Genomic DNA, 14,034 nt, shown 5'->3' on the forward strand with positions numbered 1-14,034 from the left:
GGATCAGCTCGTTCGGGCTGATGGAGATGAGCCGCCAGCGGCTGCGCACCGGCGTGCTGGAGGCGTCGACGCGCCAGTGCCCGCATTGCGAGGGCACCGGGCTGGTCCGCACGGCATCGTCGGCCGGGCTGTCGGCACTGCGCCTGATCGAGGACGAGGCCGCGCGCGGTCGCGGTTCGGTCCTGGTGCTGCGCGCCAGCCAGGAAGCCGCGCTCTACCTGCTCAACAGGAAGCGGGCCGAGCTGGCCGAGATCGAGGAACGCTATGGCGTCACCGTCGAGGTGGTGTCGGACGGGGAGCAGGAAGGCGCGCGCATGTCGGTCGAGGCGTCCGGCCCGCCCCCCGCGCACGCGCCGCGCTTCGATCCGGCGGTGGTCGACGATTTCGACGACGAGCTGCCCGAGGACATCGACGACGAGATCGAGGACGAGGAAGAGCCCGAGGCGGAGGAAGCCGAGGAGCGCGCCCCGCGTCGCGAGCGTGGCGAACGCGACGAAGGAGAGGGGGACGGCCGTCGTGGCCGCCGTCGCCGCCGTCGTGGTCGCCGCGGTCGCAATCGCGAGGATGGCGAGTCTGGCAGCGACGAGTCGGAGACCGAGGCCGAGGGTGACGAGGACGACGCCGAAGCGCCGGCCAATCGCGAGGATGTGCCGGTCGAGGCGGTCGATGCGAACGAGGGCGAGGACGGCGGCGAGCCGCGCAAACGTCGTCGTCGCGGGCGTCGCGGCGGCCGTCGCGGCAGCGGCGAGGCGGCCGGCGAACTGACCGGCGACGAGGGGGAGGCCGGCGAGGCCGAGGCCGAAGCAGCGCCCGAGCCTGAGCCGGAGCCGGTCGCGGAAGCCGCGCCCGAGCCGGTCGAGGCCAAGCCGCGCCGTACCCGTCGCAAGAAGGTCGCCGAGGTCGAGAGCTCCGAGCCAGCGGCGGTCGAGGCCGCGCCGGAGCCGGAGGCCGAGGCCGCCGCGCCCGAGCCGGAGGCCAAGCCCAAGCGCACCCGCCGCAAGAAGGCCGCGCCGGACGCTGAAGCAGAAGCCGACGTCGTTGCGCCGGCTCGGGCGGCGAAACCTGTCGCCGAGGAACCCGCACCTGCCGCCGCACCGAAGCGGACCCGCCGGAAGAAGGCCGACCCCGCACCCGTCACCGACGCTGCCGAGCCGGTCGCGGAGGTCGCGGCAACCGTGACCGCAGCCGCGGGCGAGGACGAGGGCGCCGATGGCCAGAACGCCGACGGTTCGCCGCGTCGCGGCTGGTGGCAGCGCACGTTCGGCGCGTGATCCGGTCCGCGCCCGTCCCGATCGGGACGGGCGCGGCCGCTTCAGCAGGGGTTCAGCCGACGCGGAGGAAGAGGCGGACATGCAGGCTTCGATGACGCGCTGGGCCAAAAGGCTCGCGACGGCGGCGGCGGGCGCGGCGATCGCGCTGGCCCAGCCGGTCGCCGCGCAATCGATCCTGCGCGATGCCGAGACCGAGCAGTTGCTGGCGGACATGACCCGGCCGATCATCATCGCGTCGGGCCTGTCGCCGGCCAACGTCCGCGTCGTGGTGATCAACGATCCCTCGATCAACGCCTTCGTCGCCGGCGGGCAGATCGTCTATATCCATTCCGGCCTGATCGACGCCGCCGATACCGCCAATGAGGTTCAGGGGGTGGTCGCGCACGAGGTCGGCCATATCGTCGGCGGGCACGTCCCGCTCCAGGATCAGGGCTATAAGGGCGCGATGGGGATATCGATCCTCAGCCTGGTGCTCGGCGTCGCGGCGATCGCGGCAGGCGGGGCGGAGGCGGGGGCGGGCATCCTCGCCGCCGGCCAGCGCGCCGCGCTGGGCAGCCTGCTCGCCTTTACCCGTACGCAGGAAGCCAGCGCCGACGCCGCCGGCGCGCGCTTCCTCAACAGCGCCGGCGTCAGCGGGCGCGGGATGCTGAGCTTCTTCAAGAAGCTGCAGAACCAGGAATATCGTTACGGCGTCGATCACAGCGAGGGGAGCTTCGACTATACCCACCCGCTGTCGAGCGAGCGGATCGCCTCGCTGACCCACGATCTGGTCGATTCGCCGACGTGGAACGCCAAACCCGACCAGCCGATCGAGGACCGGTTCAAGCGCGTCCAGGCCAAGCTGCGCGGCTATGTCAACGATCCCAAGGCGACGCTGGTCAAATATCCAGCATCGGACCAGTCGATCCCCGCGCACTATGCCCGCGCCTATGCCTATCACCTGTCCGGTTATCCCGATCAGGCGGCATCCGAAGCGGCGGCGCTGGTCAAGGCGGCGCCGCACGATCCCTATTTCCTCGAGCTGGAGGGGCAGATCCTGCTCGAATCGGGCAAGCCGGTCGCGGCGCTGGCGCCGCTGCGCGAGGCGACCGAGGGATCGCGCAACCAGCCGCTGATCGCGACGACATTCGGCCACGCGCTGCTGGCGACCGACGATCCCGCGCACCTTCCCGAAGCGGAGAAGGTGTTGCGCACCGCCGTGGCGCGCGACGACGACAATCCGTTCGCCTGGGTCCAGCTCGGCACCGTCTATGAGCGCAAGGGCGACGAGCCGCGCACCGCGCTCGCCACCGCCGAACGCGCCAACCTGACGGGCGATACCCGCACCGCGCTGATCAGCTCGCGCGCGGCGCTGGCCGGACTGCCGCAGGGCAGCGCCGACTGGATCCGTGCCCAGGACATCATGATGGTGTCGCAAACCGCGATGGACGGTCAGAAGGGGAAGCGCCGCAAATGACGATCCGTCCGATCCTGTTCGCCCTGTTGCTGTTCGTGGCCGGCGCCGTCGGCGGCGCGGCGGTGCTGGGGCTCCAGTCGCTGCGTCCGGCCGACGCGGCCGGCGGCGATGTGCGCGGCTATCTGTTGGCGCACCCCGAAGTGATACCCGAGGCGATGGAGGCGTTGCGCGACCGCGAATCGGCCAAGGCCGTGGCGGCCAATCGCGCGGCGATCGTCGATCCCTTCCCCGGCGCGGTCGGCGGCAATCCCAAGGGCGACGTCACCGTCGTCGCCTATATGGACTATGCCTGCGGCTATTGTCGCGCCAGCCTGCCCGCGCTGGCCGAACTGGTGCGCGGCGATCCGGGCGTCCGCATCGTCTATCGCGAGCTGCCGATCCTCAGCGCGGAGAGCAAGACCGCCGCCGAATGGAGCCTAGCCGCCGCCGAACAGGGCAAGTTCATGGCGTTCCATGAGGCGCTTTATGCCGCCGGCCGGCCGAGCGAGGCGAGCATCGCCGCCGCCGCCGCCGCCGCTGGGCTCGACCGGGTGCGCGCGGCCGCTGTCGCACGATCGGAGCCGGTCGCGGCGGAGATCGCCAGGAACCTGAAGGTCGCGGGCGCGGTCGGCATGTCGGGCACGCCCAGCTGGGTGATCGGCGACCGCGTCGCGTCGGGCGCGATCGGCTATGACGCGCTGGTGGCCGCGGTGAAGGCGGCGCGCGTCAAGGGTTAAGTTGACGGCTCGGGCCAAACGCCCGGCCTTGCCCCGGACGGCCGGTGTCCCTACTTCCCGTCCTCGTCCGCAGGGAAGGGGGGCTTCATTCCCGTGACATCGATCCTCGCCCTAACCGGCGTCAGCAAGACCTATGCGTCGGGCCATCAGGCGCTCAAGCATGTCGACCTCGAAATCCGCAAGGGCGAGATCTTCGCGCTGCTCGGGCCGAACGGCGCGGGCAAGACCACGCTGATCTCGATCGTCTGCGGCATCGTCACCCCCTCCACCGGCACGATCGCCGTCGCCGGCCACGACGCGCTGGCCGACTATCGCGCCGCGCGGCGGCTGATCGGACTGGTGCCGCAGGAACTGTCGGTCGACATGTTCGAAACGGTGCTGGCGACAGTCCGCTTCAGTCGCCGCCTGTTCGGGCGCGCGCCGAACGAGGCCTATCTCGAACAGCTGCTGCGCGACCTGTCGCTGTGGGACAAGCGCGGCGCCAAGATCATGGAGCTTTCCGGCGGCATGAAGCGCCGCGTGCTGATCGCCAAGGCGCTGAGCCACGAGCCCGACATCCTGTTCCTCGACGAACCCACCGCCGGGGTCGACGTGTCGCTGCGCCGCGACATGTGGAAGCTGATCGGGAGCCTGCGCGAGCGCGGCACCACCATCATCCTCACCACCCATTATATCGAGGAAGCCGAGGAGATGGCCGACCGCGTCGGCGTGATCAACAAGGGCGAGTTGCTGTTGGTCGAGGACAAGACCGAGCTGATGAAGAAGCTGGGCAAGCGCGAGATGGACATCGCGCTGGTCGAGCCGCTGGCGGCGATCCCGGCCGAACTGAGCGAATGGCATCTTGCGCTGGAGAACGACGGCCGCACGCTGCGCTATGTGTTCGATGCCCAGGCCGAACGTACCGGCATTCCCTCGCTGCTGCGCCGGCTCCACGACCTCGACATCGCGTTCAAGGATCTGGAGACGTCCAAGTCGAGCCTCGAGGACATTTTCGTCGATCTGGTGGAGCAAAAGTGATGGGCTTCAACCACCATGGCGTCTGGGCGATCTACCGCTTCGAGATGGCGCGCGCGCTGCGCACGCTGTGGCAGAGCCTGGTCACCCCGGTCATCACCACCAGCCTGTATTTCGTCGTGTTCGGCGGCGCGATCGGGAGCCGGATGCATGACGTGGGCGGGGTCGGCTACGGCAGTTTCATCGTGCCCGGCCTCATCATGCTGTCGCTGTTGACCCAGAGCATCTCCAACGCGTCGATCGGCATCTACTTCCCCAAGTTCACCGGGACGATGTTCGAGCTGCTGTCGGCACCGGTTTCCGCGTTCGAGATGGTGCTGGGCTATGTCGGTGCGGCGGCGACCAAATCCGTGGTGCTGGGCCTCATCATCCTCGCCACCGCCGCCTGTTTCGTGCCGCTGCGCATCGAGCATCCGGTGGCGATGCTGGCGTTCCTGGTGCTGACATCGGTCACGTTCAGCATGTTCGGGTTCATCATCGGCATCTGGGCCAAGGGATTCGAGCAACTCTCGTTCGTTCCGGCGCTGCTGGTGACGCCGTTGACCTTCCTTGGCGGCGCTTTCTACTCGATCGACATGCTGCCGCAGCCATGGCGAACGGTCAGCCTGTTCAACCCGGTGGTCTATCTGGTCAGCGGATTCCGCTGGAGCTTCTTCGGGCGCGGCGACGTCAGCGTCGCATGGAGCCTGGGCTTCACCGCCGGCTTCCTGCTGCTGTGCTTCGTCGCGATCGCGTGGATCTTCAGGACCGGGTGGCGGCTGAAGAATTGAGCGCGGAAGTCGGGCGCGCGCGGCGTAGGAGCGGGCGTACTCTTCCTGTTCGCCGGCGATGCAGGCTATAGCGACCAGCCAACAGTCCAGGGGAGACGGCGCTGTGCCCTCCGATCGACAATTCGCCCTGACGCGCCGCGCGTTCGCGACGGGGATGACCGGATCGCTGATGCCGATCGGCAACGCGGCGGTGGCGGCCGCGCGCGGCGATGCGCCGGACGATGCCGATCTGCGCGATGCCGCTTTGCGCGGGCTGGCGCGCGCCGCGGACCTGGGCGACCCGGTGCTCGCGGGCAAGGCCGACGCGGTGCTGGCGCACATGGCCGACAGCGATCCCGAAGGCGCGTTGCTGGTGCGCATCTACCGCGCGTTTGACGTCGCCTCGGCCGCGTGTCGCTACGGGCGGGCGCGCACGGGCCAAGCGGGATCGCCGGTACTTACCGCATTGCACGCGGCGGTGTGCGATTGCCGCGCGGTGTCGTTCGACTATACCGATCTGGCGGGAGCGGTGACGACGCGGACGGTGCTGCCGCTCGCGCTGGTCCACCCGCCGCAGGGGATCAAGCTGCTCGCCTGGTGCGAAAAGCGGCGGGATCACCGCCAGTTCTTTGTCAGCGGGTTGCGTGACCTGACGGTGCGAGAGACGGGGTTCCGCGATCGCCGCCTGCTGCTGCAACAACTGGCGGATAGCACCGACGTGCGGGCGTTCGCCGACTCATAGCCCGCGCACCAGCCGCACCGCGTGCGCCAGCCACGGCGGATCGGCGACGACCTGCTGGCGTTGCCCGGCGCCGAACGGGAGCAGGTGAAGCTTACCGCCGCCCTGGGCGGTTGGCTCCTCGCGGCCGATCAGGCGACCGAACAGGAACCGTCCCGCCGGGCGAGGCACGAGGACATCGCGGTTGAGCGCGCGGGCATAGCCGCCGGGGGCGAGCCGCACGCACCAGATCTCGTCCCCCGCGCGATAATCGCCGATGCCGCCGGTGACGGTGATCGCCACCATTTCGGGCGTCGGCTTTGGCGGCACCGCCGCCGCCGCGCGGCGGGGGGCGTGCGCGCCGTCCGCGCCCAGTTCGGCGGCGACCGGGATATCGGGGCGGTCGGGCAGGGAGACGAGATCGCCGGCGTCGACTCCGAGCGCGTCGGCGATCCGGTTGAGCCAGCCGACCGATACGGTGCGCGTGCCCGTTTCCAGCCGGCCGATGGTCTGCGCCGTGGTCGGCGGCACGCAGGCCCGGGCGACGTCATCGAGCGTCATGCCCTTGGCGCGGCGAACCTCGCGGATGGCGGTGATCATTGCGGCGTTCCTTGAACCGATATGGTGATTGTTCTTTCCTACATGCGGGCCGTTATGGCAACCCTGCGCCGACTCGGAGCGGCAGGAGCGGCGAATGCGGGAGTTGATCGAGCGGACGATCGAGGACGGGCGGGTGACGGACCGGGCGCCGGGGAAGGGCGCGGGCGGGCGCAGCGTCACGGTCAACCTGGCCGAATCGGCGCTGGGGTGGCTCCGGGCGCGCGGGTTGGTCGATGCACGGGGATTCGAGGCGGGCGAGCGGTTGCGCGCAGATTACGAGACGGCGCAATTGGGCGCGCGGGTGACGATGCGGTAGGATGCCGCCCCGGCGCGGCGCGGACCGCGCGGCGCTTCAGCCCCGCTCGATCCGACGCTGGCGGGTATCGCGGCGAAGCGGCGGTTCGATGCGGCGGTTGACGCGGTCGGTCCAGGGCTGGCCGACGTGCTGTGGCGCGTGGTGTGCGCGGGCGAGGGGCTGCCCGTTGCCGAAAAGGCGCTGGGGTGGCCGGCGCGATCGGGCAAGGTGGTGCTGGGGCTGGCGCTCGACCGGCTGGCGGATCACTATGGGCTGGGTTGAGCGGGCGGTGGGTCGGCCGCGACGGCGGGAAATACCCGGCGATAGGCCCAGCCGATGCCGATCAGCGCCAGACCGAGCCCGAGCAGCGCGACGATGCGCAGCAGGCCACCAGACGAGGCGACGTCGATCAGGAACACCTTGAGCACGACGAGGGTGAGCAGGCCAAGCCCGAAGCTGCGCAGCGTGCGCGAGCCGGTGACGATGCCGCGCCATAGCCACGCGATGGCCAGCAGCAGGAAGGCGGCGGAATAGCCCCAATTCTCTGTGCTGCCGATGTCGCCGGTCAGGAGACTGCCGTGCGCGAGCTGGCGCACCGCCGCAGCGACGGCGAGCGCGGTGAGGGTGAGGCTGATCAGGCGCCAGACCCCCATCCGCTGAACCAGCAGCGCGGCGGCGATGGCGGGGAGCAGCACCGCCATGTTGGCGATCGGGGCGGGGCCGACGAACTGGGCGGTGCCCACCGGGTTGAGCACCATCAGGTCGAACCACAGGATGCGGAACAGCGCCAGCGCGGCGAACGCGTTGCCGAGCGCCGGCAGCGCGGCGCGCCACGCAAGCCAGCCGGCGACGAGCATCGCGAGAGTGATGGCGGCGCGTTCGGTGAAGCCCCAGGCGACGAAATCGGCCGGGGTTGCGATCGCCAGCGGCTGCTTCGCCAGCGCATAGACGGTGATGGTGGCGAACAGCGCGGCGATCGCCCCGGCGACCGGGCGTCCGCCGGCGAAGGCGCCGCGATCGACGGCAAGCAGGCCGCAGGTCGCCAGCGCGGGCACGCCGATGCGCAGCAATACCTCGATCAGCGGCGGCAGATTGAGATAGGGCGTATGGTCACCGACCATCGACGCGCCGACCAGCCCGGCCATTGTTCCGAGCGGCTGGAGCTCCAGCATCACCAACGCGGCGAGCGCGATCGCCGGCAGCCGCGCCAGCGCGGCGTCGGGCCACTGCCGCGCCCACCCTGCCAACGCGATCATGACGGCGGCGACCGGCACGGCAGCCCACAGCAGCGGGACATAGCTGACGAGGGCGATCCCGCCGAGCAGCGCGGCGGCGGCGGTGCCGGCGACCAGGCCGACGTCGGCGGACCCGGCGCGATCGCGATGGCGCCACGCGAGTGCCAGCGCGGCGACGGCGAGCGCGAGTTCGATCACGCTCCAGCCGATTGGTTGCAGCAGGCGAGGGGCGAAGCCGTGGGCGATCAGCACCGGTCCGGCGATGCCGGCGACGGCGATGCCCGCCCATTCGCGGGCATTGCGCGACAACAGCGCGCCGCTGGCACCGAACATCAGCGTCGCGACGATCGCGGCGATCGGCGTGACCCCGGTCGCGGGGGTGTGGCATCCCATGGCGATCAGGACGAGCACCAGCAGCACGGCCGCGCCGGCACCGGGCAACATCGCCGGATCACGCCAGGCAAGGACCAGCGCGGCGGCGGCGAGGACCAGATAGAAGCCCCAGGCGAACCCGTCGAATTGCAGCACCGGGGCGAGCATGACGAGCTGGATGAGGCCGGCGACCAGCGGCGCGAGCCGGATCCAGCGCAGATGCCCGCCGGCGCGTGGCAAGGCCAGGGTTGCACCGATCGCCAATGCCACGACGAAGCCGGCGACCGCGCCGGCGTCCCTTCCATCGGCGAGGACCACGATCAGATTGGCCCAGCCGAAACCCGCGACGATCGCGCTGATCGCCAGCCACGTCCATCCGCGCCGGATCGCGAGACCGAACAGCGCGGCGACGAACAGCGCCAGATAGGTCAGCAGCGGACCGATCCCGGCCGCGTCGAAGCCGGCGACCAGCGGGGCGGCGAACCCGCCGACCAGCGCCATCACCGCGGTGGGCGGGCCGTGGCGCAGCGCGAGGAACAGCGCGGCGGCGGTGATGGCGATCATGATCGCGAACGCGGCGACCGCGCCGACCAGATGATATTGGGTCGCCGCGATGTAGAGCGTGCCATAGGCGCTGGCGACCGCGGCGCCGGCCAGAACCTGCCCGACGCGCGGATCGCCGCGCGTCAGCGGCAGACGCCGGGCGACTTCGCTCGCGGCAACCAGCAGCAACGAAAAGATCGCCGCCAGGATCGTGCGGACGCGTGGGCCTAAAAGGCCGGATTCGACGGTGTATCGGATCAGGAAGAAGCCGGCGAGGACGAGGGCGGCGCCGCCGATCCAGATCGGGAGGCGGCCGCCGATCGCGTCCTCGAGGAAGGGGCGGCGCGACGGGGTTGGGGGCGGCGGTGGAGCAGGTGGAGCAGGTGGAGCAGGTGGTGCCGACACGACGGTCGCGGGGCGGCGTGGCGGATCGGACAACGGAGCGGGCGCGGTGACCGAGGGCGCGGCGGCGCGGCCGGCGGTTGCCGGGGCGGGCGGAGGCAGGTCGGCGCCGGTGCGGGCGGTATCGTCGACCGGCGGCGCGACGCCGGTTGCGCGCAGGCGAACGATCTCATGCTCGAGCCGGCGGATGCGGGCGCTGAACGACAGCGCCACCACGAGCGCGGCGAACGGCGCCACCAGCACCGCCAGCGCGACGAGAACGAGCAGGATGGTCAACGTCGTGCGCTCCCCTTCACGCCCTGCTATGCCACAGCGCGCGGCGATCGTCCCCCGCGAACTGGGATGATGACGGGAGACACCAAGCTGATGCGGTTCGCTTTCACCAAATGCCACGGATCGGGGAACCAGTTTCCCCTGATCGACGCGCGCGCGATCGCGCTGTCCGACGGCGAATGGGCGACGGTGGCGCGCGCGCTGGCCGACCGCAGCGGCCCGGTCGGCGGCGACGGGCTGTTGTTGCTGACCGGCGGCGACGACAGCGCCGGCTTTGGCATGCGGATGTTCAATTCCGACGGATCGGAGGCGGAGACATGCCTGAACGGGCTGCGCTGTACCGCGCGCGCCGGGTTCGAGGCGCTGGGGATCGACGCGGCGACGGTGCGGCTCAAGATCTCGACCGCCGAAGCGGCGCGGGTGGCCGAGCTGGCGCCCGGCGTCGCGACGATCCGCACCCGCGCCGGTCCAGCATCGCTGGCGCCCGCCGACGTCGGGCTGCGCGTCACGGGGCCAGTGGTCGATGCCGCGATCCCCGGATTGCCGAGCGACCGCGCATTCACCGCGGTGGCGATGCCGAACCCGCATCTGGTGAGCTTTGTCGAGGCGATCGACGTGGCGGAACTGGTCGCGCTGGGCGAATGGTGCGAGGCGCGGCCCGCGCTGCTGGCCGATCGCGCCAATGTGTCGTTCGTCGCGCCGCGCGCGGGCGGCGACCTGTTCGTGCAGACGTTCGAGCGTGGGGTGGGGCTGACCGATGCCTGTGGCAGCGCGATGGCGGCATCGACCTATGCCGCGGGGCGCACCGGTCGCGTGCCGTTCGGGCGCGAGATCACCGTGTTCAACCCCGGCGGGCTGGTCCGCGCCAGCGCCGAGGCCGACGGCATGGTGACGATCGCGGGCAACGCGACGTTCGAATGGGACGGCGAAATCGAGATCGACCTGGCATCGGGCGCGGCAACGGAGCTGACGGTGACCGCGCGGCGCGACGCGGAGGTGGCGGCGTGGGCGGCGCTGCGGCCGGAATAACGTATTTGGCACTTTTGGCTTGACATCGTCACGCTCGTTCGGTACATAACGGGAATGCTGAAGAATTGCGAGTCGGGCGGCAGGGGGCAGCCGACCGGCGCGCAGCGAACGGGCCGGCGCCTGGCAGCGGATCGGCATTCAGGAAATGGTGGAGCGAGAATGGGGTCTCCCGTGACCCGGCGCACAGCGGACTGACGGTCCCTGAGCACCGGAAGCGCGGAGACTCTCCATTTGCCGCCCGGCAGAACTGAAGGCCGATCTGCCCCGATGGCCGCCGGCCCGTTCGCATTTGGGGAGCGGGCGATGGACGATACGATCAGGGGGTGCGGTGGCGGGCTGGATCGTGCAGCTGCTGCTGGCGCTGGTGCTGGTCGGGCTGGCGGTGCGGACCGGGCTGTGGACGCTGCTGAAATGAGGTTCGCGGGCTATGCCGCCGTGTTCGACACGCCCGATCGCGGCGGCGACGTGGTGCGGCGCGGGGCGTTCGGCCCGGTCGCGCCGGTGCCGCTGCTGTGGCAGCACCGGGGCGCGCCGGTCGGCCGGATCGACACGATCGGCGAGGATGCGCGGGGACTGCGCGTGACCGGGCGGATCGACGACGCGCGGCTGGCCGGGCTGGTACGTGGCGGCGCGGTCGACGGGCTGTCGTTCGGCTATCGGGTGCGGGCGTGCCGGGAGGGCGCGCGGCGCGAACTGACCGCGATCGAGCTGGTCGAGGTCAGCCTGGTCGCGCAGCCGATGCAGCGGCTGGCGCGGGTCCACGCCGTTGTGGAGGATTTTCCCGACGGGGCGGCACCCTGATCCTCCGAAACGGAGGCTGTCGCAGGAAACTTCCAAGACCTGTTCCCGCCACTATGCGCGCGGCCCGCCATGGCGCGGCCAGGCGTCAGGCGGAGGACGACATGGACGGTCACAAGAGGACGATCGAACGCACGCGCGCGGCGCGGCAACCGTGGCGGGCGCCGCGGGTGACGAAACTGTCTGCCGGGGCGGCCGAGAACGGCCTGCTGCTGGGACATGAACTGGCGGTGCTGCTGTCATAGCGCCGATCGGCGGGCGAACGCGCCCCGCCACGACAGTGTTGGACCGGAAAGGGCGTGCCATCGCGGCGCGCCCTTTCCTTTTTGGGGAGACGGGCATGAGTGATGTGACGAGCGTGCTGGAGGCGAGCTTTGGCACGGTGGCGATGGGTGGGGTGCCGGCGGCGCGGCCGCCGCTGGCCGGGGGCGCGACGCGCGGCGACGGCTTTGCCGCGTTCGTGCGATCGGGAGACACCGTCGAGGTCAAGGCGATGAGCGGCGCCAGCGGCGGCGCGGGAGGCTATGCCGAAGTGAGCGAGGCGGTGGCCTGCGACTGGTTCGGCTCGACTGGGTGCGGCGGAGCCGGGCCGGATGGCGCTGGATCGACGGGGTCGATTCGCCGCTGGTCGAGGAGGTCGAGGCCTATCGCATCACCCTGGAAGGGGATGGCGGCAGCGCGGTGATCATGACCGGGGCGCCGACCGCGACGATCGCGCTGCCGCTGGCGACGGGCACGGGATCGGTCGTCGAACTGCGCCAGGTCGGGTCGTTCGGCCAGTCGCCCGCCGCGACACTGACGCTGCCGGACTGAGGGAGGGGAAGATGAGCGAAGATACCACCGCGCGCTGGGGACTGGCACTGCTGGCGCCGGGCCAGATCCAGAAGGAGATGACCCACAACGAGGCGCTGGCCGCGCTTGATCTGATCGTGCACCCGATGGTGGCTGCGGCCGGGGTCGATACGCCGCCCGCTGCTCCCGCGCAGGGCGCGTGCTGGCTGGTGGGCGATGCGCCGACCGGGGCATGGGACGGCCACGCGGGTGAGATCGCCGGCTGGACCCTGGCCGGCTGGCGCTTCGTCGTGCCGCGCCGCGGGATGACGATCTGGGTGGAAGATCCGGGCATCCACGCCCGGTATGGCGACGCCGGCTGGGAGATGGGGACGATCATCGGCGATTCGCTGGTCCTGGCCGGAGAGGCGATGCTGGGCGCCCCGGCGGCGGCCATCGCCGCGCCGGCCGGGGGCGCGACCACAGACGACGAAGCCCGCGCGGCGATTTCCGCGATCCTGGCGGTATTGCGGCATCATAACCTGATCTTATCCGCGTAATCTGTGACGTCCGGGCAACAGTTGTGGGAATTTGTGCGCTTGCGCTGCAACCAAGCTGCGGGTAGGGAGTTTGCGCTGTCCGTAGGACACCATTGAAAGGGGATTATGATGCGGAAGCTCGCCGTCGTACTGGCGCTCGCCTCAACCGCGCTCAGCGCTCCCGCCTTCGCCCGCGACAAGTCGTGGTACGTTGGCGTTGAGGGCGGCGTTACGCTCGTAGAGGACATCAACTACGACATCACGAATGCTGCAGGCGTCAAGACGCCGGCTGCGTCCAAGGTCGACCATGATTATGGCTACGACTTCGACGGGATCATCGGTTACGACTTCGGCGCGTTCCGCGTCGAGGCGGAAGTCGGCTACAAGCGCGCCGGCGTCGATGGCTATCGCTCGTCGCTGACGACTCCGGCCTACACCAGCGCTGGTGCTCTGACGAACGCCGCAGCGGGTTCGTACAGCGGTGCCGGTGGCAAGACGAGCGCGCTCAGCTTCATGCTGAACGCGTTGCTCGACTTCGGTGACGATGATGGCGTCCAGGGCTTCGTCGGCGGTGGTGCCGGTGTCGCTCGCGTCAAGGCGCAGGATTACTCGCTGAACGGCAACGGTCCGTTCCTCGACGACTCCGACACCGTCTTCGCATGGCAGGGCATCGCGGGCATCCGCGCGCCGCTCGGCGATCACCTCGACGCGACGCTGAAGTATCGTTTCTTCAACGCCGACGACGTGAAGCTGGTGGACGTGACCGGCCGCACCAACGAGGGCCGTTACCGGTCGCACAGCATCCTGGGCGGTCTGGTCTACAACTTCGGCGAACCGGCAGCTCCGCCGCCGCCGCCGCCTCCTCCGCCCCCGCCGCCGCCTCCGCCGCCGCCGCCTCCTCCGCCCCCGCCGCCGCCTGTGTGCACGCCGGGACCGTACATCGTGTTCTTCGAGTGGGATCGCTCGGATATCACGCCGGAGGCTTCGGGCATTCTCGACAACGCCATCTCGGCGTATCAGAATTGCGGCAACGCGCAGGTCATGCTGGCCGGTCACGCCGACCGTTCGGGTGCGGCGAGCTACAACGTCGGCCTCTCGCAGCGTCGTGCGGACTCGGTGCGTGGCTATATGTCGTCGCACGGGATTCCGGACGGGGTCATCTCGACCGAAGCGTTCGGCGAAAGCCGTCCGCGCGTCGACACCGCCGATGGCGTCCGCGAGCTCCAGAACCGTCGCGTGGAAATCACCTACGG

14 protein-coding genes and 2 pseudogenes are annotated in these 14,034 nt (G+C 70.5%); 14 read left to right on the top strand and 2 right to left on the bottom strand.

The genetic code is table 11. From position 1 onward, the window contains the following. From VNR91_RS04800 to VNR91_RS04825, 6 genes and pseudogenes are all read left to right on the top strand, one after another. Window positions 1–1,271: pseudogene (locus VNR91_RS04800) on the top strand (ribonuclease E/G); the annotation flags it as partial. 79 nt (window positions 1,272–1,350) lie between these two features. Then, complete coding sequence (locus VNR91_RS04805) at window positions 1,351–2,727, top strand: M48 family metalloprotease (RefSeq protein ID WP_414712375.1); 1,377 nt, start codon at window positions 1,351–1,353, stop codon at window positions 2,725–2,727. Beyond that, window positions 2,724–3,443, top strand: coding sequence for a DsbA family protein (locus VNR91_RS04810; protein WP_325489647.1), 720 nt, complete (start codon window positions 2,724–2,726; stop codon window positions 3,441–3,443). Before VNR91_RS04805 ends, VNR91_RS04810 begins: the two co-directional genes overlap by 4 nt. 93 nt (window positions 3,444–3,536) lie before the next feature. Beyond that, on the top strand, window positions 3,537–4,460 hold the full coding sequence (locus VNR91_RS04815) for an ABC transporter ATP-binding protein (protein WP_325489648.1): 924 nt from the start codon (window positions 3,537–3,539) through the stop codon (window positions 4,458–4,460). Then, window positions 4,460–5,227: an ABC transporter permease gene (locus VNR91_RS04820; RefSeq protein WP_325489649.1), complete on the top strand. Its 768-nt coding sequence runs from the start codon at window positions 4,460–4,462 to the stop codon at window positions 5,225–5,227. Before VNR91_RS04815 ends, VNR91_RS04820 begins: the two co-directional genes overlap by 1 nt. A 154-nt stretch (window positions 5,228–5,381) precedes the next feature. Next, complete coding sequence (locus VNR91_RS04825) at window positions 5,382–5,948, top strand: helix-turn-helix transcriptional regulator (protein ID WP_325489650.1); 567 nt, start codon at window positions 5,382–5,384, stop codon at window positions 5,946–5,948. On the opposite strand, the gene VNR91_RS04830 is transcribed toward VNR91_RS04825, so the two are convergent. Continuing rightward, entirely contained in the window at window positions 5,943–6,524 is a 582-nt protein-coding gene (locus VNR91_RS04830; protein ID WP_325489651.1) for a helix-turn-helix transcriptional regulator, read from the bottom strand. The genes VNR91_RS04825 and VNR91_RS04830 overlap by 6 nt on opposite strands. A 94-nt stretch (window positions 6,525–6,618) precedes the next feature. Here VNR91_RS04830 and VNR91_RS04835 point away from each other — a divergent pair. Next, a pseudogene (locus tag VNR91_RS04835) lies at window positions 6,619–7,101 on the top strand (DUF6456 domain-containing protein). Here VNR91_RS04835 and VNR91_RS04840 read toward each other — a convergent pair. Continuing rightward, window positions 7,086–9,647 (bottom strand): DUF2339 domain-containing protein, encoded by a 2,562-nt coding sequence (locus VNR91_RS04840; protein WP_325489652.1) that lies wholly within the window; start codon window positions 9,645–9,647, stop codon window positions 7,086–7,088. The pseudogene VNR91_RS04835 and the gene VNR91_RS04840 sit on opposite strands and share 16 nt — an antisense overlap. Window positions 9,648–9,737: 90 nt before the next feature. Between VNR91_RS04840 and dapF the strand changes: the two genes are divergently transcribed. The 7 genes from dapF to VNR91_RS04875 all read left to right on the top strand — a co-directional run. After that, a complete protein-coding gene (dapF, locus tag VNR91_RS04845) occupies window positions 9,738–10,673 on the top strand; it encodes a diaminopimelate epimerase (RefSeq protein ID WP_325489660.1) in 936 nt (311 codons plus the stop codon). A 289-nt stretch (window positions 10,674–10,962) separates the two neighbouring features. Next, the gene (locus VNR91_RS04850) at window positions 10,963–11,088 is read left to right on the top strand and encodes a hypothetical protein (protein ID WP_325489653.1); all 126 of its coding nucleotides are present in this window, start codon (window positions 10,963–10,965) and stop codon (window positions 11,086–11,088) included. Beyond that, window positions 11,085–11,474: an HK97 family phage prohead protease gene (locus VNR91_RS04855; protein ID WP_325489654.1), complete on the top strand. Its 390-nt coding sequence runs from the start codon at window positions 11,085–11,087 to the stop codon at window positions 11,472–11,474. Before VNR91_RS04850 ends, VNR91_RS04855 begins: the two co-directional genes overlap by 4 nt. Window positions 11,475–11,575: 101 nt before the next feature. Beyond that, the gene (locus tag VNR91_RS04860) at window positions 11,576–11,716 is read left to right on the top strand and encodes a hypothetical protein (RefSeq protein ID WP_325489655.1); all 141 of its coding nucleotides are present in this window, start codon (window positions 11,576–11,578) and stop codon (window positions 11,714–11,716) included. Between the two features lie 328 nt (window positions 11,717–12,044). Then, window positions 12,045–12,284, top strand: a complete 240-nt coding sequence (locus VNR91_RS04865) for a hypothetical protein (RefSeq protein ID WP_325489656.1) — start codon at window positions 12,045–12,047, stop codon at window positions 12,282–12,284. A gap of 11 nt (window positions 12,285–12,295) precedes the next feature. After that, window positions 12,296–12,802, top strand: a complete 507-nt coding sequence (locus tag VNR91_RS04870; protein WP_325489657.1) for a DUF2793 domain-containing protein — start codon at window positions 12,296–12,298, stop codon at window positions 12,800–12,802. A 108-nt stretch (window positions 12,803–12,910) separates the two neighbouring features. Further along, window positions 12,911–14,034 (top strand): OmpA family protein (locus tag VNR91_RS04875; protein ID WP_325489658.1); only part of this gene is annotated, 1,124 nt, incomplete at its 3' end.

It is taken from the genome of Sphingomonas sp. (assembly GCF_035555815.1).
GTDB lineage: Bacteria > Pseudomonadota > Alphaproteobacteria > Sphingomonadales > Sphingomonadaceae > Sphingomonas.